General features: G+C 61.8%; 9 protein-coding genes. 3 read left to right on the forward strand and 6 right to left on the reverse strand.

The genetic code is table 11. The features are described 5' to 3' along the window. Positions 1–7: 7 nt before the first annotated feature. Both KQI84_18455 and KQI84_18460 read right to left on the reverse strand, forming a co-directional pair. Complete coding sequence (locus KQI84_18455) at positions 8–973, reverse strand: site-specific DNA-methyltransferase (protein MCB2156864.1); 966 nt, start codon at positions 971–973, stop codon at positions 8–10. Continuing rightward, a complete protein-coding gene (locus KQI84_18460) occupies positions 970–1701 on the reverse strand; it encodes a PaeR7I family type II restriction endonuclease (GenBank protein ID MCB2156865.1) in 732 nt (243 codons plus the stop codon). Before KQI84_18460 ends, KQI84_18455 begins: the two co-directional genes overlap by 4 nt. A gap of 273 nt (positions 1702–1974) precedes the next feature. Between KQI84_18460 and KQI84_18465 the strand changes: the two genes are divergently transcribed. Further along, on the forward strand, positions 1975–3621 hold the full coding sequence (locus KQI84_18465; GenBank protein MCB2156866.1) for a 2-isopropylmalate synthase: 1647 nt from the start codon (positions 1975–1977) through the stop codon (positions 3619–3621). 84 nt (positions 3622–3705) lie between these two features. Here KQI84_18465 and add read toward each other — a convergent pair whose 3' ends face one another. From add to KQI84_18480, 3 genes are all read right to left on the reverse strand, one after another. After that, complete coding sequence (add, locus tag KQI84_18470; GenBank protein MCB2156867.1) at positions 3706–4869, reverse strand: adenosine deaminase; 1164 nt, start codon at positions 4867–4869, stop codon at positions 3706–3708. A gap of 283 nt (positions 4870–5152) precedes the next feature. Continuing rightward, positions 5153–6922, reverse strand: coding sequence for a hypothetical protein (locus tag KQI84_18475; GenBank protein ID MCB2156868.1), 1770 nt, complete (start codon positions 6920–6922; stop codon positions 5153–5155). A gap of 154 nt (positions 6923–7076) precedes the next feature. Next, positions 7077–7910 carry a class I SAM-dependent methyltransferase gene (locus KQI84_18480; GenBank protein ID MCB2156869.1) on the reverse strand — a complete coding sequence of 278 codons (834 nt, stop codon included), beginning with the start codon at positions 7908–7910 and terminating at the stop codon, positions 7077–7079. Positions 7911–8078: 168 nt separating this feature from the next. Between KQI84_18480 and KQI84_18485 the strand changes: the two genes are divergently transcribed. After that, positions 8079–11081, forward strand: a complete 3003-nt coding sequence (locus tag KQI84_18485) for a VCBS repeat-containing protein (protein MCB2156870.1) — start codon at positions 8079–8081, stop codon at positions 11079–11081. A 352-nt stretch (positions 11082–11433) separates the two neighbouring features. On the opposite strand, the gene KQI84_18490 is transcribed toward KQI84_18485, so the two are convergent. Further along, positions 11434–13722: a hypothetical protein gene (locus KQI84_18490; GenBank protein MCB2156871.1), complete on the reverse strand. Its 2289-nt coding sequence runs from the start codon at positions 13720–13722 to the stop codon at positions 11434–11436. 180 nt (positions 13723–13902) lie between these two features. On the opposite strand from KQI84_18490, the gene KQI84_18495 reads away from it, so the two are divergent. Further along, a complete protein-coding gene (locus KQI84_18495) occupies positions 13903–15519 on the forward strand; it encodes a hypothetical protein (GenBank protein ID MCB2156872.1) in 1617 nt (538 codons plus the stop codon). Positions 15520–15614 lie beyond the last annotated feature (95 nt).

Consider the following 15614-nt stretch of genomic DNA (forward strand, 5'->3'; position numbering starts at 1 on the left):
CAAGTGCTCAGCTTGATGCGCGGGCTCTCTTGTGAGCACGTTTGGTAGACGTCTTGTAGAGAGAAGGATCTTCCATGAGGGTGAGGGCAACGTCCCTCTTGTCTGCTCGACGGGCGGTGAGAAGCTCCACCTTCCTCGGCGAGAAAATATCCTGGGACTCATGCTGAATTCGACGAGCAGCCATCCGGATGTACTTCGGTTCGATCTCGATTCCAATGCTGTTGCGACCCGTCTGCATGGCTGCAACCAGAGTTGTCCCCGTGCCGGCAAATGGATCCAGCACCGTATCGCCATGGAATGAGAACATTCTGACCAGGCGATAGGCAAGTTCGACAGGGTATGGAGCGGGGTGCTCTTTGGTGGATGCTCCCGTGATGTTCCAGAACTGCTGGAACCACTTGTTGAAGTCTTCCTTTGCAATGCGGGAGAGGTCCCTCTGCTCCTGCGTTGGCTTCCTGTATCCGCCGGGCTTGCGCTGCATCAGGATGAACTCGATGTCATTCTTGATGATGGCGTTCGGTTCATACGGCTTCCCAAGGAACTTCGAGCCATTGCTCACTTCGTAAGACGCATTGGCGATCTTGTGCCAGATAATGGGATTCAGATTGTCGAATCCCAACTGTCGACATTGGACACAGATGTCGGCGTGTAATGGTACAACGACGTGCCGTCCTGAATTGCGGCGACGGGAGAGGCAGACATCCCCCACGACACACACCATCCGTCCCCCTGGAACCAGGATCCGATAGACATGTTCCCATACTTTGCGGAGTTCAGTTAGGAACAGTTCGTAGTCCTCCATGTGCCCCATCTGATCGGGATTATCCTCGTATTTCTTGAGGGACCAGTACGGCGGCGACGTGACTACCAGATGCACCGATTCATCATCGATAAAAGAAAGGTCGCGCGCGTCGCCATGGACTAGTCTGTGCGTTGTTGGGGGCGAGGTTTCTTCGCCCGATTTCTTCTTCACTGCATGTTGCCTTTCAAGTGAGCGACGAATGAAGATGCAAAGCGATGAAATGAGAGTTCGGGACACGGCTCCGAGAACTTGCCAGTAATGCCATCACTCTTCTGGGACATCAGGAAAGCAGAGGCGTCGTATTGGCGCTCGAAGATCAGCCTCTGACACAGGATCTCGTATCGCTTTGCGTAGGAGGCGCCACGGAACTCCTTCATGACTTCGAAGTGCGGTTCCCGGGTTGTTCGCGGCTTTCTTGACTCCGGGCAATCTTCGAGGAGGAAGAAGTATCCCAGCCACGGCCTTACTGCTCGTCCGTAGGCTCGATATTTGAAGGCGGTCCAGAGATCGAGTGCGTTGCCTAGCGCCTCTTCTGCGCGATTATTTACGTTATTCCCAAACGACGGTCCAACCTGAGACTTCGCCTCGAGTGCAGCAAGAAGCACTCCGTCATGAACCACGAGCAAGTCCCACTGCTTCGTCGGGCGGAAGTACCCTGGCAACTCGAGGAATCGGGACTTCCTGAACACCGACTGTTCAGGAACTCCTGAAAGCGATGCCAGATCGCAGAAGGCATCGATCACCCCGTCCATCTGAGCGCCGCCTGTGGCTGCGCCACGAGAGCCCTGATCCGATTTCCCAGAGGCCTTCTGCTTCGACGCCTGTTTCTTGCGGATCGCCCAGAACTGTTTGACGGCCCCTTTCGCCAGGGATATTGTCCGCCTCTTTGTGAGTTCCATGCCGCGCTCCAGGTTGCTGGGTAGACAGGTCCGATTCCTTGGCCAATGATTTGGCTGGCGAGATCCTTGCCCTGACAAGCGAGTCAGGGCAACGGATTCTACAGTTTTGGGGCGATTGGGGGTTCGTAAGCAAACATTTATACACTTTTTTGTGCCTATGACCATGCGGTCCGTTGACAGATGGCTCGCTGCGTGCGGACGGTGACGGACGCCGGGGATGACGTGTGTTTGGAGCGTTCCCGGAGCAGGAAATTCGCCGAGGAAAGACCCATCATGGCCAGGAAGTCCACCGAGTCCGCGAAGTCCAAGGGCGCGCGTCCGCGCACGCCGACGGCGCGGCTTGATATTATGGATACGACGCTGCGCGACGGAGAGCAGACTCAGGGCGTTTCGATGCCCGCGAATGAGAAACTGCTGATTGCCCAGCGGCTTCTAGGCCGCGTGCGCGTGGATCGCATCGAGGTGGCTTCCTGTCGCGTGAGTCGCGGAGAGCAGGAGTCGTTGGCGAACATCATGCGGTGGGCTTCGGCGAAGGGCTGGGATGATCGCATCGAGGTTCTCGGCTTCACGGACCACAAGGCGTCCGTGGACTGGCTGCGTCACGCTGGCTGCCACCGGATGAATCTGCTGACGAAGGGCAGTCTGAATCACGTGCAGCGTCAGTTGCGCAAAACGCCGCAGGAGCATCGAGACGATATCAAGCAGACGCTCGATTACGCGGTGAAGAAGGGCGTTTCGGTTTGCGTGTATCTCGAGGACTGGTCGAACGGCATGCTGCATTCGCCGGACTATGTCTGGGAGATGCTGGATCACATCACGACGTGGCCGTTCGAGCGCATTCTGCTGCCGGACACGTTGGGGATTCTGTCGCCGCACCAGGTGCGCGCGTTCCTCGGCGCGACGCTTGCGCGTTATCCGAAGATCGATTTCGAATTTCACGGGCACAACGACTACGGCCTGGCGACGGCGAATACACTGGCGGCGGCGGAAATGGGCGTTGCGGGGATTCATTGTACGGTGAACGGGCTTGGCGAGCGCGCGGGAAATTGTTCGCTCGAGGAAGTCGTCGCGGCGATTCGCGATCACACGAAGCGCAAGGTTCGCGTGCGCGAGGCGGAGTTGAAGGATGTCAGCGAGCTGGTCGAGGTGTTCTCCGGCAAGCGCGTTGCGGATAACAAGCCGATCGTCGGACGGAATGTGTTTACTCAGACCGCGGGCATTCATGCGGACGGCGATCGCAAGGGCGATCTATACGCGAGCGAGTTGAGCCCGGCGCGGTTCGGGCGCGATCGTGTGTATGCGCTCGGGAAGTTGAGCGGGCGCAGCAATCTGGATTTCAATCTCGATGCGTTGAATCTGCAACTGACGAAAGAGCAACGCTCGGCGGTGCTGCAGCGCGTGATCGAGCTCGGCGATCGCAAGCACACGGTGACGGCGGAGGATCTGCCGTTCCTGGTCGCAGACGTGCTGCGCGAACCGACGGGGCACGCGTTTGAAGTCAAGGCGTGCCGCATTACGTCTTCGTTGTCGCTTTCGCCGACGGCGACGGTGAAACTTGTCTACAAGGGCCGTGAAGTCGAAGCGGTCGGGGCCGGCACTGGCGGGTTCGATGCGTTCATGAATGCGCTGCGCTCGGTTTCGGACGAACTGGGTCTGCACATCCCGAAGCTGGTGGATTACGAGGTTCACATCCCGCCCGGCGGCAAGACGGACGCATTGGCGGAGACGACGATCTCGTGGGATTGCGGCCTGCGGACGCGTGCCGTACACAGCGACCAGGTGATTGCGGCGATCGAAGCGACGGAGCGCATGATTAACCTTGTGAGCCAGGGACTGGTTCGTCTGCCCGGTGCGACTGGCAACGGAAACGGTAACGGGAAGAAAAAGGCGACGAAGAAGGCCAAGAAGACGAAGAAGTGACAGGCTCAGCAATAGCGCCATTTAACGATCGGCCCCGAGGATGTCCTCGGGGCCGATTGTTGTTTCTGGTTTGTACAATGCTGGCTATTTCGAAGCCTTCTTCTCTTTGCCCTTGGTTTCATTCTCGATCTGCGACGGCATGCGGCCCTTGTGGCTGTCGGTCAGCGATTCAGTCGGAATGTCTGCGACGGCGTGGCGCGTGTCTTTGTCGTCCTTCGTTTCGCGGAAGGCTTTGAGTTCGCTGAGGACGCGGTCGAGTAGTTCGACTTTCGGGCGGTGGTGCAGGAAGGAGCTCTTGATGCCGTAGACGATGGTGTCTTTCAGCTCGGATAGCGTGAAGCCGAGGGTCGTGTGGGCCTTCCACAGTTCGTCGGTCATTGTGACGCCGGACATCAGGCGGTTATCGGTGTTGATCGTGACGCGCAGGCCGAAGTCGTAGTACAGGCGGATCGGGTGGAACTTCAGTTCGTCGATGGCGCCGGTCTGGACGTTGGACGTGGGGCAGCACTCGATGGGGATGCGGTGGTCGCAGCAGTAGTTGAGCAGGTCGCCGTCTTCCTTCAGACGGACGCCGTGGCCGAGTCGGTGCGCGCCGCAGTCGTGGAGGGCCTGGCTGATGGATTCGGGTCCGAAGGCTTCGCCGGCGTGGATGGTGACGTTGACGTTATTCTGCAGGATGAGCTTGAAGGCCTCCTGGTGGCGAGCGGCGGGGTTGCCGCCTTCGGCGCCGGCGAGGTCGAAGCCGACGACGCCGCGATGCTTGTAGGCGATGCAGAGCTCGGCCATCTGAAGGGTGTATTTGGGATCGCTGCTGCGCATGCCGCAGATGATGACGCCCCACTTGACGCCGAAGTCGCGCTCGCCGTCGCGGAGGCCGTGCAGGACGGCTTCGACGATCTCGGTGAGCTTCATGCCCCGGCGCTGATGAAGGATCGGTGCGTAGCGAACTTCGAGGTAAATGACGTTGTCCTTTGCGCTGTCCTCCATGAGTTCGTAGGCGGCGCGGCGGAGGGACTCGTAGTCCTGCAGGACGGACAGGGTGACGTCGAATGCTTTGAGGTACTGGACGAGGCTGGCGGCCTCTTCCTGCACGAGGATGTTGTGCAGTTCCTTGGGATCATGGGATGGGAGGCGGACGTTTTGCTGCTCCGCCAGTTCAATGATCGTTTCCACCCGCATCGATCCGTCCAGGTGGACGTGCAACTCGCACTTGGGCATTTTGTGGATGAGTTCTTTTGTCAGCGGCATCGCGTCTCCGGTCCTTTCTCGTGGCTAATCGGAAACGATCACACGAAAGGGTGCGGGGTATCCAGTGTTTTTTTCCTGTGGTGGGGGCGGGGGGGCGGGCGTCCCCGCCGGGGGCTGTAGGTCTGAGGATGGGCGTACTCGTACTCAGCGGAGCGGTACTCGGACTCGTACTCGGTTTCTGGGGGGATCGAGTACGAGTCCGAGTGCGAGTTCGAGGGGTGGTGGGGCTGGGGCGTGCGGGGTGGGGTTGCCGGCTGGAAGCCGGCGGTCCCAGGGGCGTGGGTTACCTGGCGGGGATGAGGGGGACGTGCATCCAGAGGTCTGAGATGTCGATGATGCCGTCGTCGTTGAGGTCGTATTCTTCGGTTTCGGGGCCGGTGAGGGGGAGGCCGGCGATGATGTTGAGGCGGATTTTGCCGAGGTCGATGCTGCCGCCGGAGGCTCCGAATTGGAAGTGGATGCTGCCGTTGGCGGTTTCGTCGTCGTCGCCACGGCCGCCGTCCTGGAGATCGAGTGCGATGTGCAGGCGGTCCTGGGCGTCTTTGCTGAAGGAAGCGCCCGTTTGGCCTTCTGGGGCGAACAGGTAGTACTGAGCAGCTCCGGTCTGGCTGTCGAACTCGAGCGCCCAGACGGCGTTCATCGTGGGGGCGGGGTCCTGGACGATACATTCGACGCTGGTGGTGCCGCCGGTGGGGACGCCGTCGACGACGAAGCTGATGAACCGCAGGGGAAAGTCGAGGAAGTAGAGTTCGGCCGAGGCGAAGGCAAACTGCGCCGGGCCGAGATGGCAGCGGACCTGGCGAATAGTGGTTCCGTCGGGGGCGACGAGGGTGACGGTGCGGCCGGAGGCAGTAGGGAAACTGATGACGTTTGTCTGCTGGTCATCGGGGGTGGAGTCGCCGTTGCCGTCGATGGTCGACTCGCGTTCCCAGCGGACAACGCGTTCGCTGGTGCCGTTGGGGAAGTTGTCTTCGCTGAAGCCGAAGACTCTTTCGTCGTCGGTGATGAGATGGGCCCAGGAGCGTTCACCGGCGAGGGTTCCGAGATCTTCCATGACGCCATCTTTCCAGACGATTGCATGGATCGGGCCGGTGTAATTGCCATCGCCTTCCTCGGTATAGGACCAGCCGGCGATCTGATTGTTGTTGTTGAGGGAAAGGGCGCTGGAGCGTCCGCCGGATCCGGCGAGCGAGCCGATCAGTTGGATGCCGGCTTCGCTTGTCCAGAGGAAACCATTCACAGGTGCCGTGTTGGAGATGTACACGCCTTCGTAGCCGCATGCGGCGCCGGATTCGTTGATGTCGAGTGCAGTCGAATATTGGAAGGAGTCGATTGTGGCGCTTACGCCGGGGGCGGTCCAGATCGCGGCGCGGTAATCGTCTTCGCCCGCGACGGCTCCCGCGCTGTTGATTGCGTAGCCATGGGAGTTGTGGTCGCCGGTTCGCATATCGAGGCGTTGTTCGGATCCGGTGCCGGCCAGGATTCGCATCGCACGCGGAAAGGCGGCGGATGGCGAACTGACCCATTTGCCGGTGCCGGCCATGTTGCCGCTGTTATCGATGGCGTTGACGGAAACGGCACCCATGTCGTGCAGGCCTGTTTCGTTCCAGAAGACGCCGCGCCGCGCGCTCGTACCGCGGTAGTAGTGTGACCAACCGACGGCGTGGCCGCTCGCATTGACGGCGAGACCTTCCGATTCGGTTGGGCCATCCTCGGTCAGGCCGTTGTAGATGATTCCCCCGACGGCAACCTGGCCGAGCCCAAGCATGCTTTGCGGATCGGGTGTCCAGACGCCGAGCCAATAACTGAGCCATTCGGAGTTGAATCGTACGGTGGCAGCGCCGGCAACCTGACCGTTTTCGCTGATGCAGGCATGGGTGAAGGGCTGCAGCGAGGAGAAATCGAAGTCGGGTGTTGGCGGTTTGAACTTGCCGGTGTTGAAGTAGCCAAGATCGACGACGACCCACTGGCGATCGCAAAGCACTGTTGTGGGCGCCGCAAGAATGGCCAGAACGCCCAAGGAGAAGGCGCAACGGCGCCATGATGTACGCATTGTTCCCCTGTCCCCTTCTGCAAGGCCGACGGAGGCCTTGTCTTGTATCCCCCTCGCGAGACAGAACGGAGTTCCACCCCACCGAATCCCAGTTTCTTTCTTTGGAGACAAAACTGGTGTGAAAGACGTATTCGGTCAAGACCAAACAGGCTGATCACTCACGTGGGGCAGGCTTGCGGGCGATCAGGAGGAAGGTCTGGGGGACGCGGCGTGCGATGTCGGCGGGGAGATTGGGGAAGGCTTCCCAGAACTGTTCGGGATGCTCTTCCAGGCGTTCGACGACCAGGCCGGCACCGATGACCGCGTTGACGACGTCGCCGAGGTTCCACTGGTGCTCGTACTTGATCTGCAGGGCGTCTTTGTCCTGACCGAGGTCGCCGATGTACTCGTCGCACCAGCCTTTTTCGCCGATCGGACCGCGCTGGAAGTAATCGCCGTAAACCGGGTCGAGGAGAAGTTCGGATGCTTCTCGATCCCAGATCCAGGTGAGAGGGTGGCCCTCGAAGACGAAGAGGCGTCCGTTGCATCGGAGGAGCCGAGCGGCGACCGCTGCCCAGGCTTCGATGTCCATCATCCAGCAGAGCGCGCCGCGGCCGGTGTAGACGAGGTCGGCTGTTCCATCGAGTTCGTGGGGCGTGTCGAGGATGTCGCTACAGTACCATTCGGCGGGGGCGTCGAGGGCTTCGGATTTCGCGCGGGCGCAACCAAGCATGCGGCTGCTGATGTCGACGCCGACGACTTCGTGGGCGCCCTGATTCCAGAGCGACAGCGTATCGGTTCCCCCGGCGCATTGCAGGTGAATCGCCCGTTGGCACCAATCGCCCAGTCCTTCCAGGTGGGGAAGTTCGGGAGGGCAGAAGTTGCGTCCGCCTTTGCGCAAGAAGTCGATCCGGTCGGCCAATTCGCGTTCGTATTCGGCGGCGGCTTCTTGCCACGCCAGCCCCGTTTGCTTATGCAGCTCGCGCGGATCCGCAGTTTCATCAGTCATGGCTCAAGTTCCCTTCTGGCAAGCTTAGAAGCGATGTTTCCTCGGTCCAATGTGGTGGGGCAAGGCATTCGGTCTGCGCCTTGGCTCGCAAGGGTGGGAATGTTTTGCTTGATTTGAAGCAGCGGGCCGGGCTCTTTAGCGGAAGACTGAGAAAGGATCGTCTTTTATATGAAGAGTCTGTCTTCAGTGACGGGCGCGTTTGTCTTTGCGTTGCTCGCACTGCCCCCGATTGTTTCTGCCCAGGATTGGGCGGGTTTTCCTGCGCTGAATGAGCCAAGTGGCTCGGGACAGGGTCCGTTTGCCGTCACAACAGCGGACTTCAATGAGGATGGCATTCTGGATCTTGCGGTGGCCCACTATGCTGCCGACGAGGTCATTGTCTATCTTGGAGAGGAGCAGGTTGGTTTGGCCAACGGGACATTTGCCGCTCCGGTTGCATACACGGCCGGTTTTGGGCCGACGAATGTCTCCCACGGCGATTTCAATGAGGATGGAGTTCTCGACCTGGCGGTCACTAATATCGACAGCAACAATGTGTCCGTTCTGCTCGGAAACGGGAGTGGCGGCGTTGGCGATGGGACGTTTGGGACGGCGGCGAATTATGGCGTCGGATTTAGCCCGACAAGCGTGACATCGGGCGATTTCGACGAGGACGGCATCGCCGACCTCGTGGTTTCCAATCATAGCAGCGATGACGTTTCCGTTTTGCTGGGCAACGGAAGTGCCGGCGCTGGCGATGGAACATTTGGCGCCGCATCGAGCTACAGCACGGGAACCAACCCGTATCGCGTGATCACCGGTGATTTCAACGAAGACGATATTCTCGATCTGGCCGTTGCGAATAAGGGATCCGCGAACGTTTCTATCCTGTTTGGCGGCGGCGGTGGAGGCGTTGGCGATGGAACGTTCGGGGCACCGAATGACTACGCCGTTGGGACGAGTCCGTACTGTATCGCCTCGGAAGACTTGAACGGAGATACGATCACTGACTTGGTGATTTCAAATTACAATTCAAACAACGCATCGGTGTTAATCGGGAAGGGGCTCGGCGGCGTTGGAGACGGGACGTTTGCCGCGGCGGTAAACTATGCTGTGGGGTCAACCCCGCGGGATATCAAGATCGACGATCTGAATGATGACGGAATCTGGGATCTGATAGTTCCGAATGGGGGAGGCGACGATGTGGCCGTGCTGTTTGGCAATGCCGGCGGCGGTGGCGGTGGAGGCGGAAGTGTCGGGGACGGGACGTTCCAGGCGGCTTCCTTCTACGCCACGGGCGATAATCCGATCAACATGGTTACGGGCGACTTTAATCGAGACGGTATCACGGATGTTGTGACGGCGCACTTCAACGGCGGGGATATTGGCGTTCTGCTTGGCGGCGGCAGTGGAGGCGTCGGCGATGGGACGTTGATCGCACCCGATTATCCAACGATCAGTTCATTCCCGCGCCGCATCGCCACGGGCGATTTCGACGAGGACGGCATTGCCGATCTGGCGATTGCCAGCGCATCAAACAAGGTCGAGGTGTTGCTCGGCAACGGCAGCGGCGGGATTGGCGATGGGACGTTTGACACCGCCGTGCCGTACGCTCTCTCAGGACAGGCCTATGCGATCACGGTAGGCGATTTCAACGATGACGATATCATGGACATCGCGGCCACGATTACGAGTCCGGCCACGGTGGCAATTCTGCTTGGCGATGGCACTGGCGGGGTCGGCGATGGGACGTTTGGGACTCCGAGCTACTACTCGACCGGGACGGGTCCATACTCGGTCGACACCGGGGATTTCAACGGCGACGACGTGACGGACCTGGTGGTTGCAAGCAACGGATCCAGCAGCGTTTCTGTGCTGATCGGTACCGATGCCGGCGGTGGTGTGGGCGATGGAACGTTCGCGGCGGGCGTTGCTTATTCGCTGCCCGCGGGGCCGCAGGACGTGACGGTCGCCGACTTTAACGGCGATTTGATCGATGACCTGGCGACGGCGAATTACAGCGGGGACAATGTCTCCATCCTGACTGGCGTTGGAGACGGAACATTCAACACGGCGGTGGATTACCTGGCCGGCGACAATCCTTACGACGTGGCGGCCGAGGATCTCGATGGCGACGGCATTAAGGATCTCGTGGTGACGAATTACATCAGCAACGATGTTTCGATTCTGATCGGGAACGGAAGCGGCGGCATCGGAGACGGTACGTTTGCAGGCCCGGTGAATTACGCTGTTGAAAAGACCCCACACAAGATCTCGATCGACGACTTCAACGCGGACGGCATTACCGATGTTGCGATCTCGCACATTCAGGGGCGAGGCGTTTCCGTTATGCTGGGGACGGGCAACGGGACGTTCCCGGATTCGTTGCATTACCTGACCGACGACGGTCCGATGAACATGGCGGTGGCCGATTTCAACGGTGACGGATTGCCGGACATTGCGACGCCGACCTTCTACACTGCGTCGTACACGGTCCTGCTGAATCTCGGCATCCTGTATCCAGCCGTCGAAGTCACGCCGCCGAGTTTGGATTTCGGAAGCGTTGAGCTGGGCGATCCGGCGGTGGCGCTTTCCAGCCTGGTCCAGAACACAGGAGACGGCGATCTGCGCACGACGGCGACGTTGACGAACGACGGCGGGGGAGCGTTCAGCATCGCGAGCGTTCCCGCCAGCGAGCTGATCGCCGGCACGTCGGATACGCTAACGATCGAGTTCGCACCGAATGCGGTGGGACCGATCAGCGGCGAAGTCAGTCTGGAGACGAACACGAGCAGCGGGACGCTGCTTATTGCGCTGTCCGGCACGGGCGTGGACTCGCAGGCCCCGAGCTCGCAGGTGACCGGGCCGAGCGGTGCGCTGACGCAGCCGTCGCCGATCATCTCGGTCGAGTATACGGCGTCGGACGGAAGCGGCAGTGGCGTGGATCACGTCGAGTTGTTCTACACGTACACTTCGACTCGCCGCGGTGTGCCGTACAACAGCGCCGGCACATTCACGAGTTCGCCGATCGCGTTCGATACGACGTCGACCGGCGGATCGGGGACGTACGAGTTCTACGTGGTGGCGACGGATGGCGCCGGGAACACGGAACCCGCGCCGGGCACGCCGGACGTGACGGTGAACTTCAATGATGTATCGCGCGTGGACGATTGGTCGGTTCTCGATCGGTAGAGCGCGAGCGCATTGAAAGGGCAGGGTCGAAAGCCCCCTCGGTTGCGAGGGGGCTTTCGTGGTTGTTGGCGCCATTTGGGGGACAAGGGGTACTCGCACTCAGCGAAGCGGTACTCGATATCGTACTCGATTGATTGAGGGTCGGGTACGTGTACGAGTAGGAGTACGAGTACGCGGGAAAGGGGGCGAACGATTGCGATTACAAGCACGAGTACGGGGGGCTGAGGTGGCTTGGCCATCTCTGGCCGAGAGGCAGGGATGTCTTAGGGCTTGAAACCGATCGGGATTCCCGAGGCCCCTGGGGCTTGGGCAGGGATGCCCAAGTCACCTCGTTGGGATTGGTGGGTGGTGATCAGCGCACGTCGCGGACGTCGAGCCAGGCTTCTTCGGCGAGTTGGCAGAGGGCTTCTTCGCGGGGGCGGACGGCTTCGAAGCCGCCGCGGCCGCTGGGTTTGGGCTGGTAGACTTCGGCCACCCAGGAGGTACCGCTGCGGCCGGTGCCGCCGCAGTTTTCGCAGCCTTTGGCTTCGTAGAGGCGTTTGCCGGCAAGGCCGCCGGCCCAGGAGGGCATGCGGCGGGGCGGGGCGGTCATGGCTTCGCGGCATTTGCCGCACAGGCGCGGGACCTGGCTGACGTGGGCGTGCGCCATGACTCCGCGCGTCAGCGTCATCGGGTCGATGCCGGCCGCGGTGTAAAGCGCCAGGCCCAGGCGTGCGTTTGCGGCCGTGCAGCACCCGACGAGCGAGCGGCCGTGGAGCGTGGCGCTGAGGACTTGCTTCAGAATGTCGGGCGTCGGGATGGTGGCGATGCCGCACAAGTCGGGGCATTCGACGACGAAGTGCTCGAGTTGCTCGGTGAGTTCTTCGCCGGTTTCGCAGGCGACTTGCGTGACGTCCGGCAGCATGCGTTCGACGCGCCGTTCGAGCGAAACGACGGCGCGGCCCTGCGATGCCTGGCCGAAGAGGATCGATGCGTAGAATTGCGAGGAGAGTCGGGAGTATTCTGAGGTGATGAAGAAGAGTCCGCCGCCGGCTCCGCCGAGGCGATCTTCGAGTTCGTGGGTCAGCTCTTCTGACAAGCCCAGGATGCGCAGCGGATTCTGGATCAGCGGCACGTTTTCAGGGAAGCGCAGAACGCAGCGATCGCCGCGCAATGTGCTGGTGAAGAGTGCGACGACAGGGATGTCGCCCTTCTTGCCCGTGAGGAAGAAGTTCTTCTCGGACGGCTTGCGATCTTTGCGCGGAACGTCGGCGAGCTCGCGCAACCGCGCCGCGAGGGCTTCGTGGTATTTGACGGGGTACGGGACGAGGTCGCTCCAGGTGCCGTGCTTGCGAATGCGACAGCGGGTTTGCTTGCCGGAGGGCGGCGCGAGTTCGAGTTCTTCGGCGCGAGCGGCGAGGGCATCGTCGATCATGTGCTTCAGCAGCATGCTGACGGACTGCTCTTCTTCGCCGTCGAGGGCCGCGACGGGTTCGTGGGTGCCTTCCTGGATGATGACTTCGTCGCTGCTGATGGGCAGTGGGGTGAGGTCGCGCGTCGGTGTGCGGCGTTGCTGGTGCGAGATCAGTTCGTCGGCGGTGCCTTCGTTCGATTCCCGCAGGAAATCGTCACGGCGATGCTTCGGCACGATGGTCGTCGGCTGCGAATGAAGCGATCCGCTCTCCTCGACGGTTTCGGGGTCGGGGAGTTTGGCTTCCATCGAATCGCCGGTTTCGCGTTCGAGCTCTTCGCTTTCCCGAGGGGTTTCTTCCTCAGGCTCGGGGATTTGTTCCTTCGGGGTCTCGATGTCCTCGGGAGCGGGCTCCTGGGCTTTGATGGCTTTCAGGCGAAGGGTGGAGTCTTCGTCGACGGGGAGCTCTGCACCGCGTTCGTCTTCTTCCGGCGCGACATCCTCGACCAGTTGCGTCGAGGCTTCGTGATCGGTAGTGGAGAAGTCGGGCTTTTCGGATTCGGACTCTGAGACCGTGGTATCTGCGACGTCGGCGCGGGTGACGCCGTTGTGGAGGCGTTCGGATTCCTCGGAGTCCACTGGCGTGGGCTCGGTCGCCATCGTCTCGGGTTCGTAGGCGAGGGTTTCGTCGGTCGAAATCGAGAGGTCGCGGCGCGGCGTTCCCTCGATGATGCTTTGATTCTCCGGGCGGACGTCGCCCTGGGACTCTTCTTCCTCGATCGCCTCGACGGGGACCTGGTCGGAGGATTCCATCTCGTCGAGCGAGTAGCAGCGTTCGAGAGCACCCTGGATTGCGGAGTGCGTGGCGGCGACGATCCGGATCGGGCGGCCGGTGATGGCCTTCAGGTCGTCGACCAGGTAGATGTTCGTGAAGTCGGCGACGGCGACGACGAGGTCGTCTCCGACGATGCCGACGGGGGTGGCCTGGTATCGGCGCGCGACGCTGGCGCGCAGGTGGCGCAGGACGATCTTGTCGGGGGTGAAGGTGTCGAGGTCGAGGAACTCCAAACCGCTGAGGCGAGCTAGGTTACGCGTAACGATTTTCTCGTCTGCGTAGCCCAATTCGATGATGCGATCGGCAACCGGGCGGCCGGATTCTTCGGAAGTCTCTTCGACTTCGCGCGCCTGCTCGTCGGTCAGAATGTTCAGCCGCTTCAGTCGTGTGAGCAGCTTCGATTCAAGGGAAGTCATGTGCTTCGGTACCCTTAACCCTGCAATCTATCCCCCGTCCGGGCGGAACCGGACAATCCTCCAGATACGTTGGCCGACCGGTTCACCGGCAGCAAGACGAATTCCCTGTTTGGCTTGCCTGGAGTTACACCGCTCAAATCTCCGTTGAGCCCGGAAGCGTGGGCGGGGACGGTGGCGGCCATGAGCGCTTCGACTCCGCCAACTCGCGCATCGACAGCCTGGCCCGTGCCCTACTGGGTGCTGCTCCTGGGCGTTGTGGCGGTCGCTGCGGCCGTCCGGATATGGGGACTAGCGGACAACCCGCCGGGGTTGTTCCGCGACGAGGCGGAGAAGGGCTACACGGCGCTTGAGCTTTGGCGGACGGGGCGGCACGGCGAGTTCGTCCAGGGCGCCATCGTGCCGACGCGGCCGGTGCCGTTCTTCCTGGAAGCGGGCGGTGTGCAGACGTCGGCGATCTACCAGTACCTGGCGGCCCCGATTGTGGGGCTGTTTGGGCTGTCGGTCGGGACGACGCGGCTGCCTGCGGCGCTCGCGGGGATTCTGCTCGTGGCGCTGGCGGCGTGGCTTGCCGCGCAGTTGGAGGCCGGGCGGCAATCGATCTTCCGCCCGGACCTGCAGCGATCGGCGGCTCCGCGGCCACGCGTTGCAGCGTTAGCGGCGGCCGGGTTCGTGGCGCTTTCGCCGACGCATGTGTTGTTCAGCCGGTGGGCTCAGCAGGGCGTGACGGTGCCGGTGTTTGCGACGCTGGGCGTCTGCCTGGTGCTGGCGGTTGCCGCGGCGGGGGAGCGCCATCGGCGCGCGCTGGCGGTGTTGGCAGGGCTGGCGTTCGGGTTGGCTTTTTACGCGTACGCGCCGGCGCGGCTGGTGGTGCCGGTGATTCTGCTGGGGCTGGCCTGGGAGATGGGCGGCGACTGGAAGCGGCTGGTGCGCGCTTATTGGCCGGCGGCGGTGGCGTTCTTCGTGATCGCGGTGCCGGTGTTCCTGTACGCGATGACTGCGGGGTCCGGGCGCTTCGAGCGCGTGTCGGTGTTTGCCGGGCGATCGCTGCCGGAGGGAGTTGGCCTCTTCCTGCTCAACTATCTCAGGCATTTCGACCCGCGGTTCCTCTTCTTCTTTGGCGATGCAAACCCGCGGCACGCCATGGCGCTGTCGGGGCTGATTCCGTGGGGCGAGACTGCGTTCTTCCTGATCGGACTCGTGACGCTGCGGCGGCTGTCGCGGCCGGGGTCGCGGTTGCTGCTGGTGTGGGTGCTGGCGGCGCCACTGGCGGCTTCGTTGACGGCAGAGGGGATCCCGCACGCGCTGCGGTCGATCCTTTTCTTTCCGGCAGTGCATCTGGTCAGCGCCCGCGGCGTGTTGGCCATTGCGGAGCGGCTGAATCCGCGCGCGGCTCTGGGGGTGCTGGCGGTGGAACGGTTGGCGACAGGCGTGCTGCTGATTGTGGCGTTGGCGAGCTTCCTGCCGAAGCGCGACCAGGCGTTCCAGTACGGGGTCCTGGAGGCGCTCGATCGGATGTGGGAGGCGAATTCGGAGGGGCCGAATGTTCTGTCCGTCGAGGTGCCTTACGCGCATTACTATGTGCTGTTCCACGACGCGCCGGATCCCGCGGAGTTCCAGGAAAATGGCCTCGCGGCTGCTCCGACGATGCTGCTGGCGCCTGGGATGGCGCTGCCGCCGGGGGCGCTAGTCGCGCGGATGAACGCCGACATCTTCGCCCCGCCAGGTCCGCTGGATATTCTCAGCCCGACGGCTGAGCCTGGGAGTGCTCCCGTGATGACCGTCAGGCCCGGGTGGTGAAGGCGGACTGCCGGGCGGTCTTTTGGCTTTACGGCACCCCGAAAGCGTCCTATAGCCAACATATGGTAAATTGGCCGGTGTGCGCGAAACCGCCT

The sequence above is a fragment of the bacterium genome (assembly GCA_020444065.1).
Taxonomy (GTDB): Bacteria; Sumerlaeota; Sumerlaeia; order SLMS01; family JAHLLQ01; genus JAHLLQ01.

Bases quoted from the DNA above. Each gene is read 5' to 3' on its own strand.
- KQI84_18465 (MCB2156866.1), top strand. From the start codon at position 1,975: ATGGCCAGGAAGTCCACCGAGTCCGCGAAGTCCAAGGGCGCGCGTCCG.
- KQI84_18490 (MCB2156871.1), bottom strand. From the start codon at position 13,722: ATGACTTCCCTTGAATCGAAGCTGCTCACACGACTGAAGCGGCTGAAC.
- KQI84_18495 (MCB2156872.1), top strand. From the start codon at position 13,903: ATGAGCGCTTCGACTCCGCCAACTCGCGCATCGACAGCCTGGCCCGTG.
- KQI84_18480 (MCB2156869.1), bottom strand. From the start codon at position 7,910: ATGACTGATGAAACTGCGGATCCGCGCGAGCTGCATAAGCAAACGGGG.
- KQI84_18485 (MCB2156870.1), top strand. From the start codon at position 8,079: ATGAAGAGTCTGTCTTCAGTGACGGGCGCGTTTGTCTTTGCGTTGCTC.
- KQI84_18475 (MCB2156868.1), bottom strand. From the start codon at position 6,922: ATGCGTACATCATGGCGCCGTTGCGCCTTCTCCTTGGGCGTTCTGGCC.
- KQI84_18460 (MCB2156865.1), bottom strand. From the start codon at position 1,701: ATGGAACTCACAAAGAGGCGGACAATATCCCTGGCGAAAGGGGCCGTC.
- add (MCB2156867.1), bottom strand. From the start codon at position 4,869: ATGCCGCTGACAAAAGAACTCATCCACAAAATGCCCAAGTGCGAGTTG.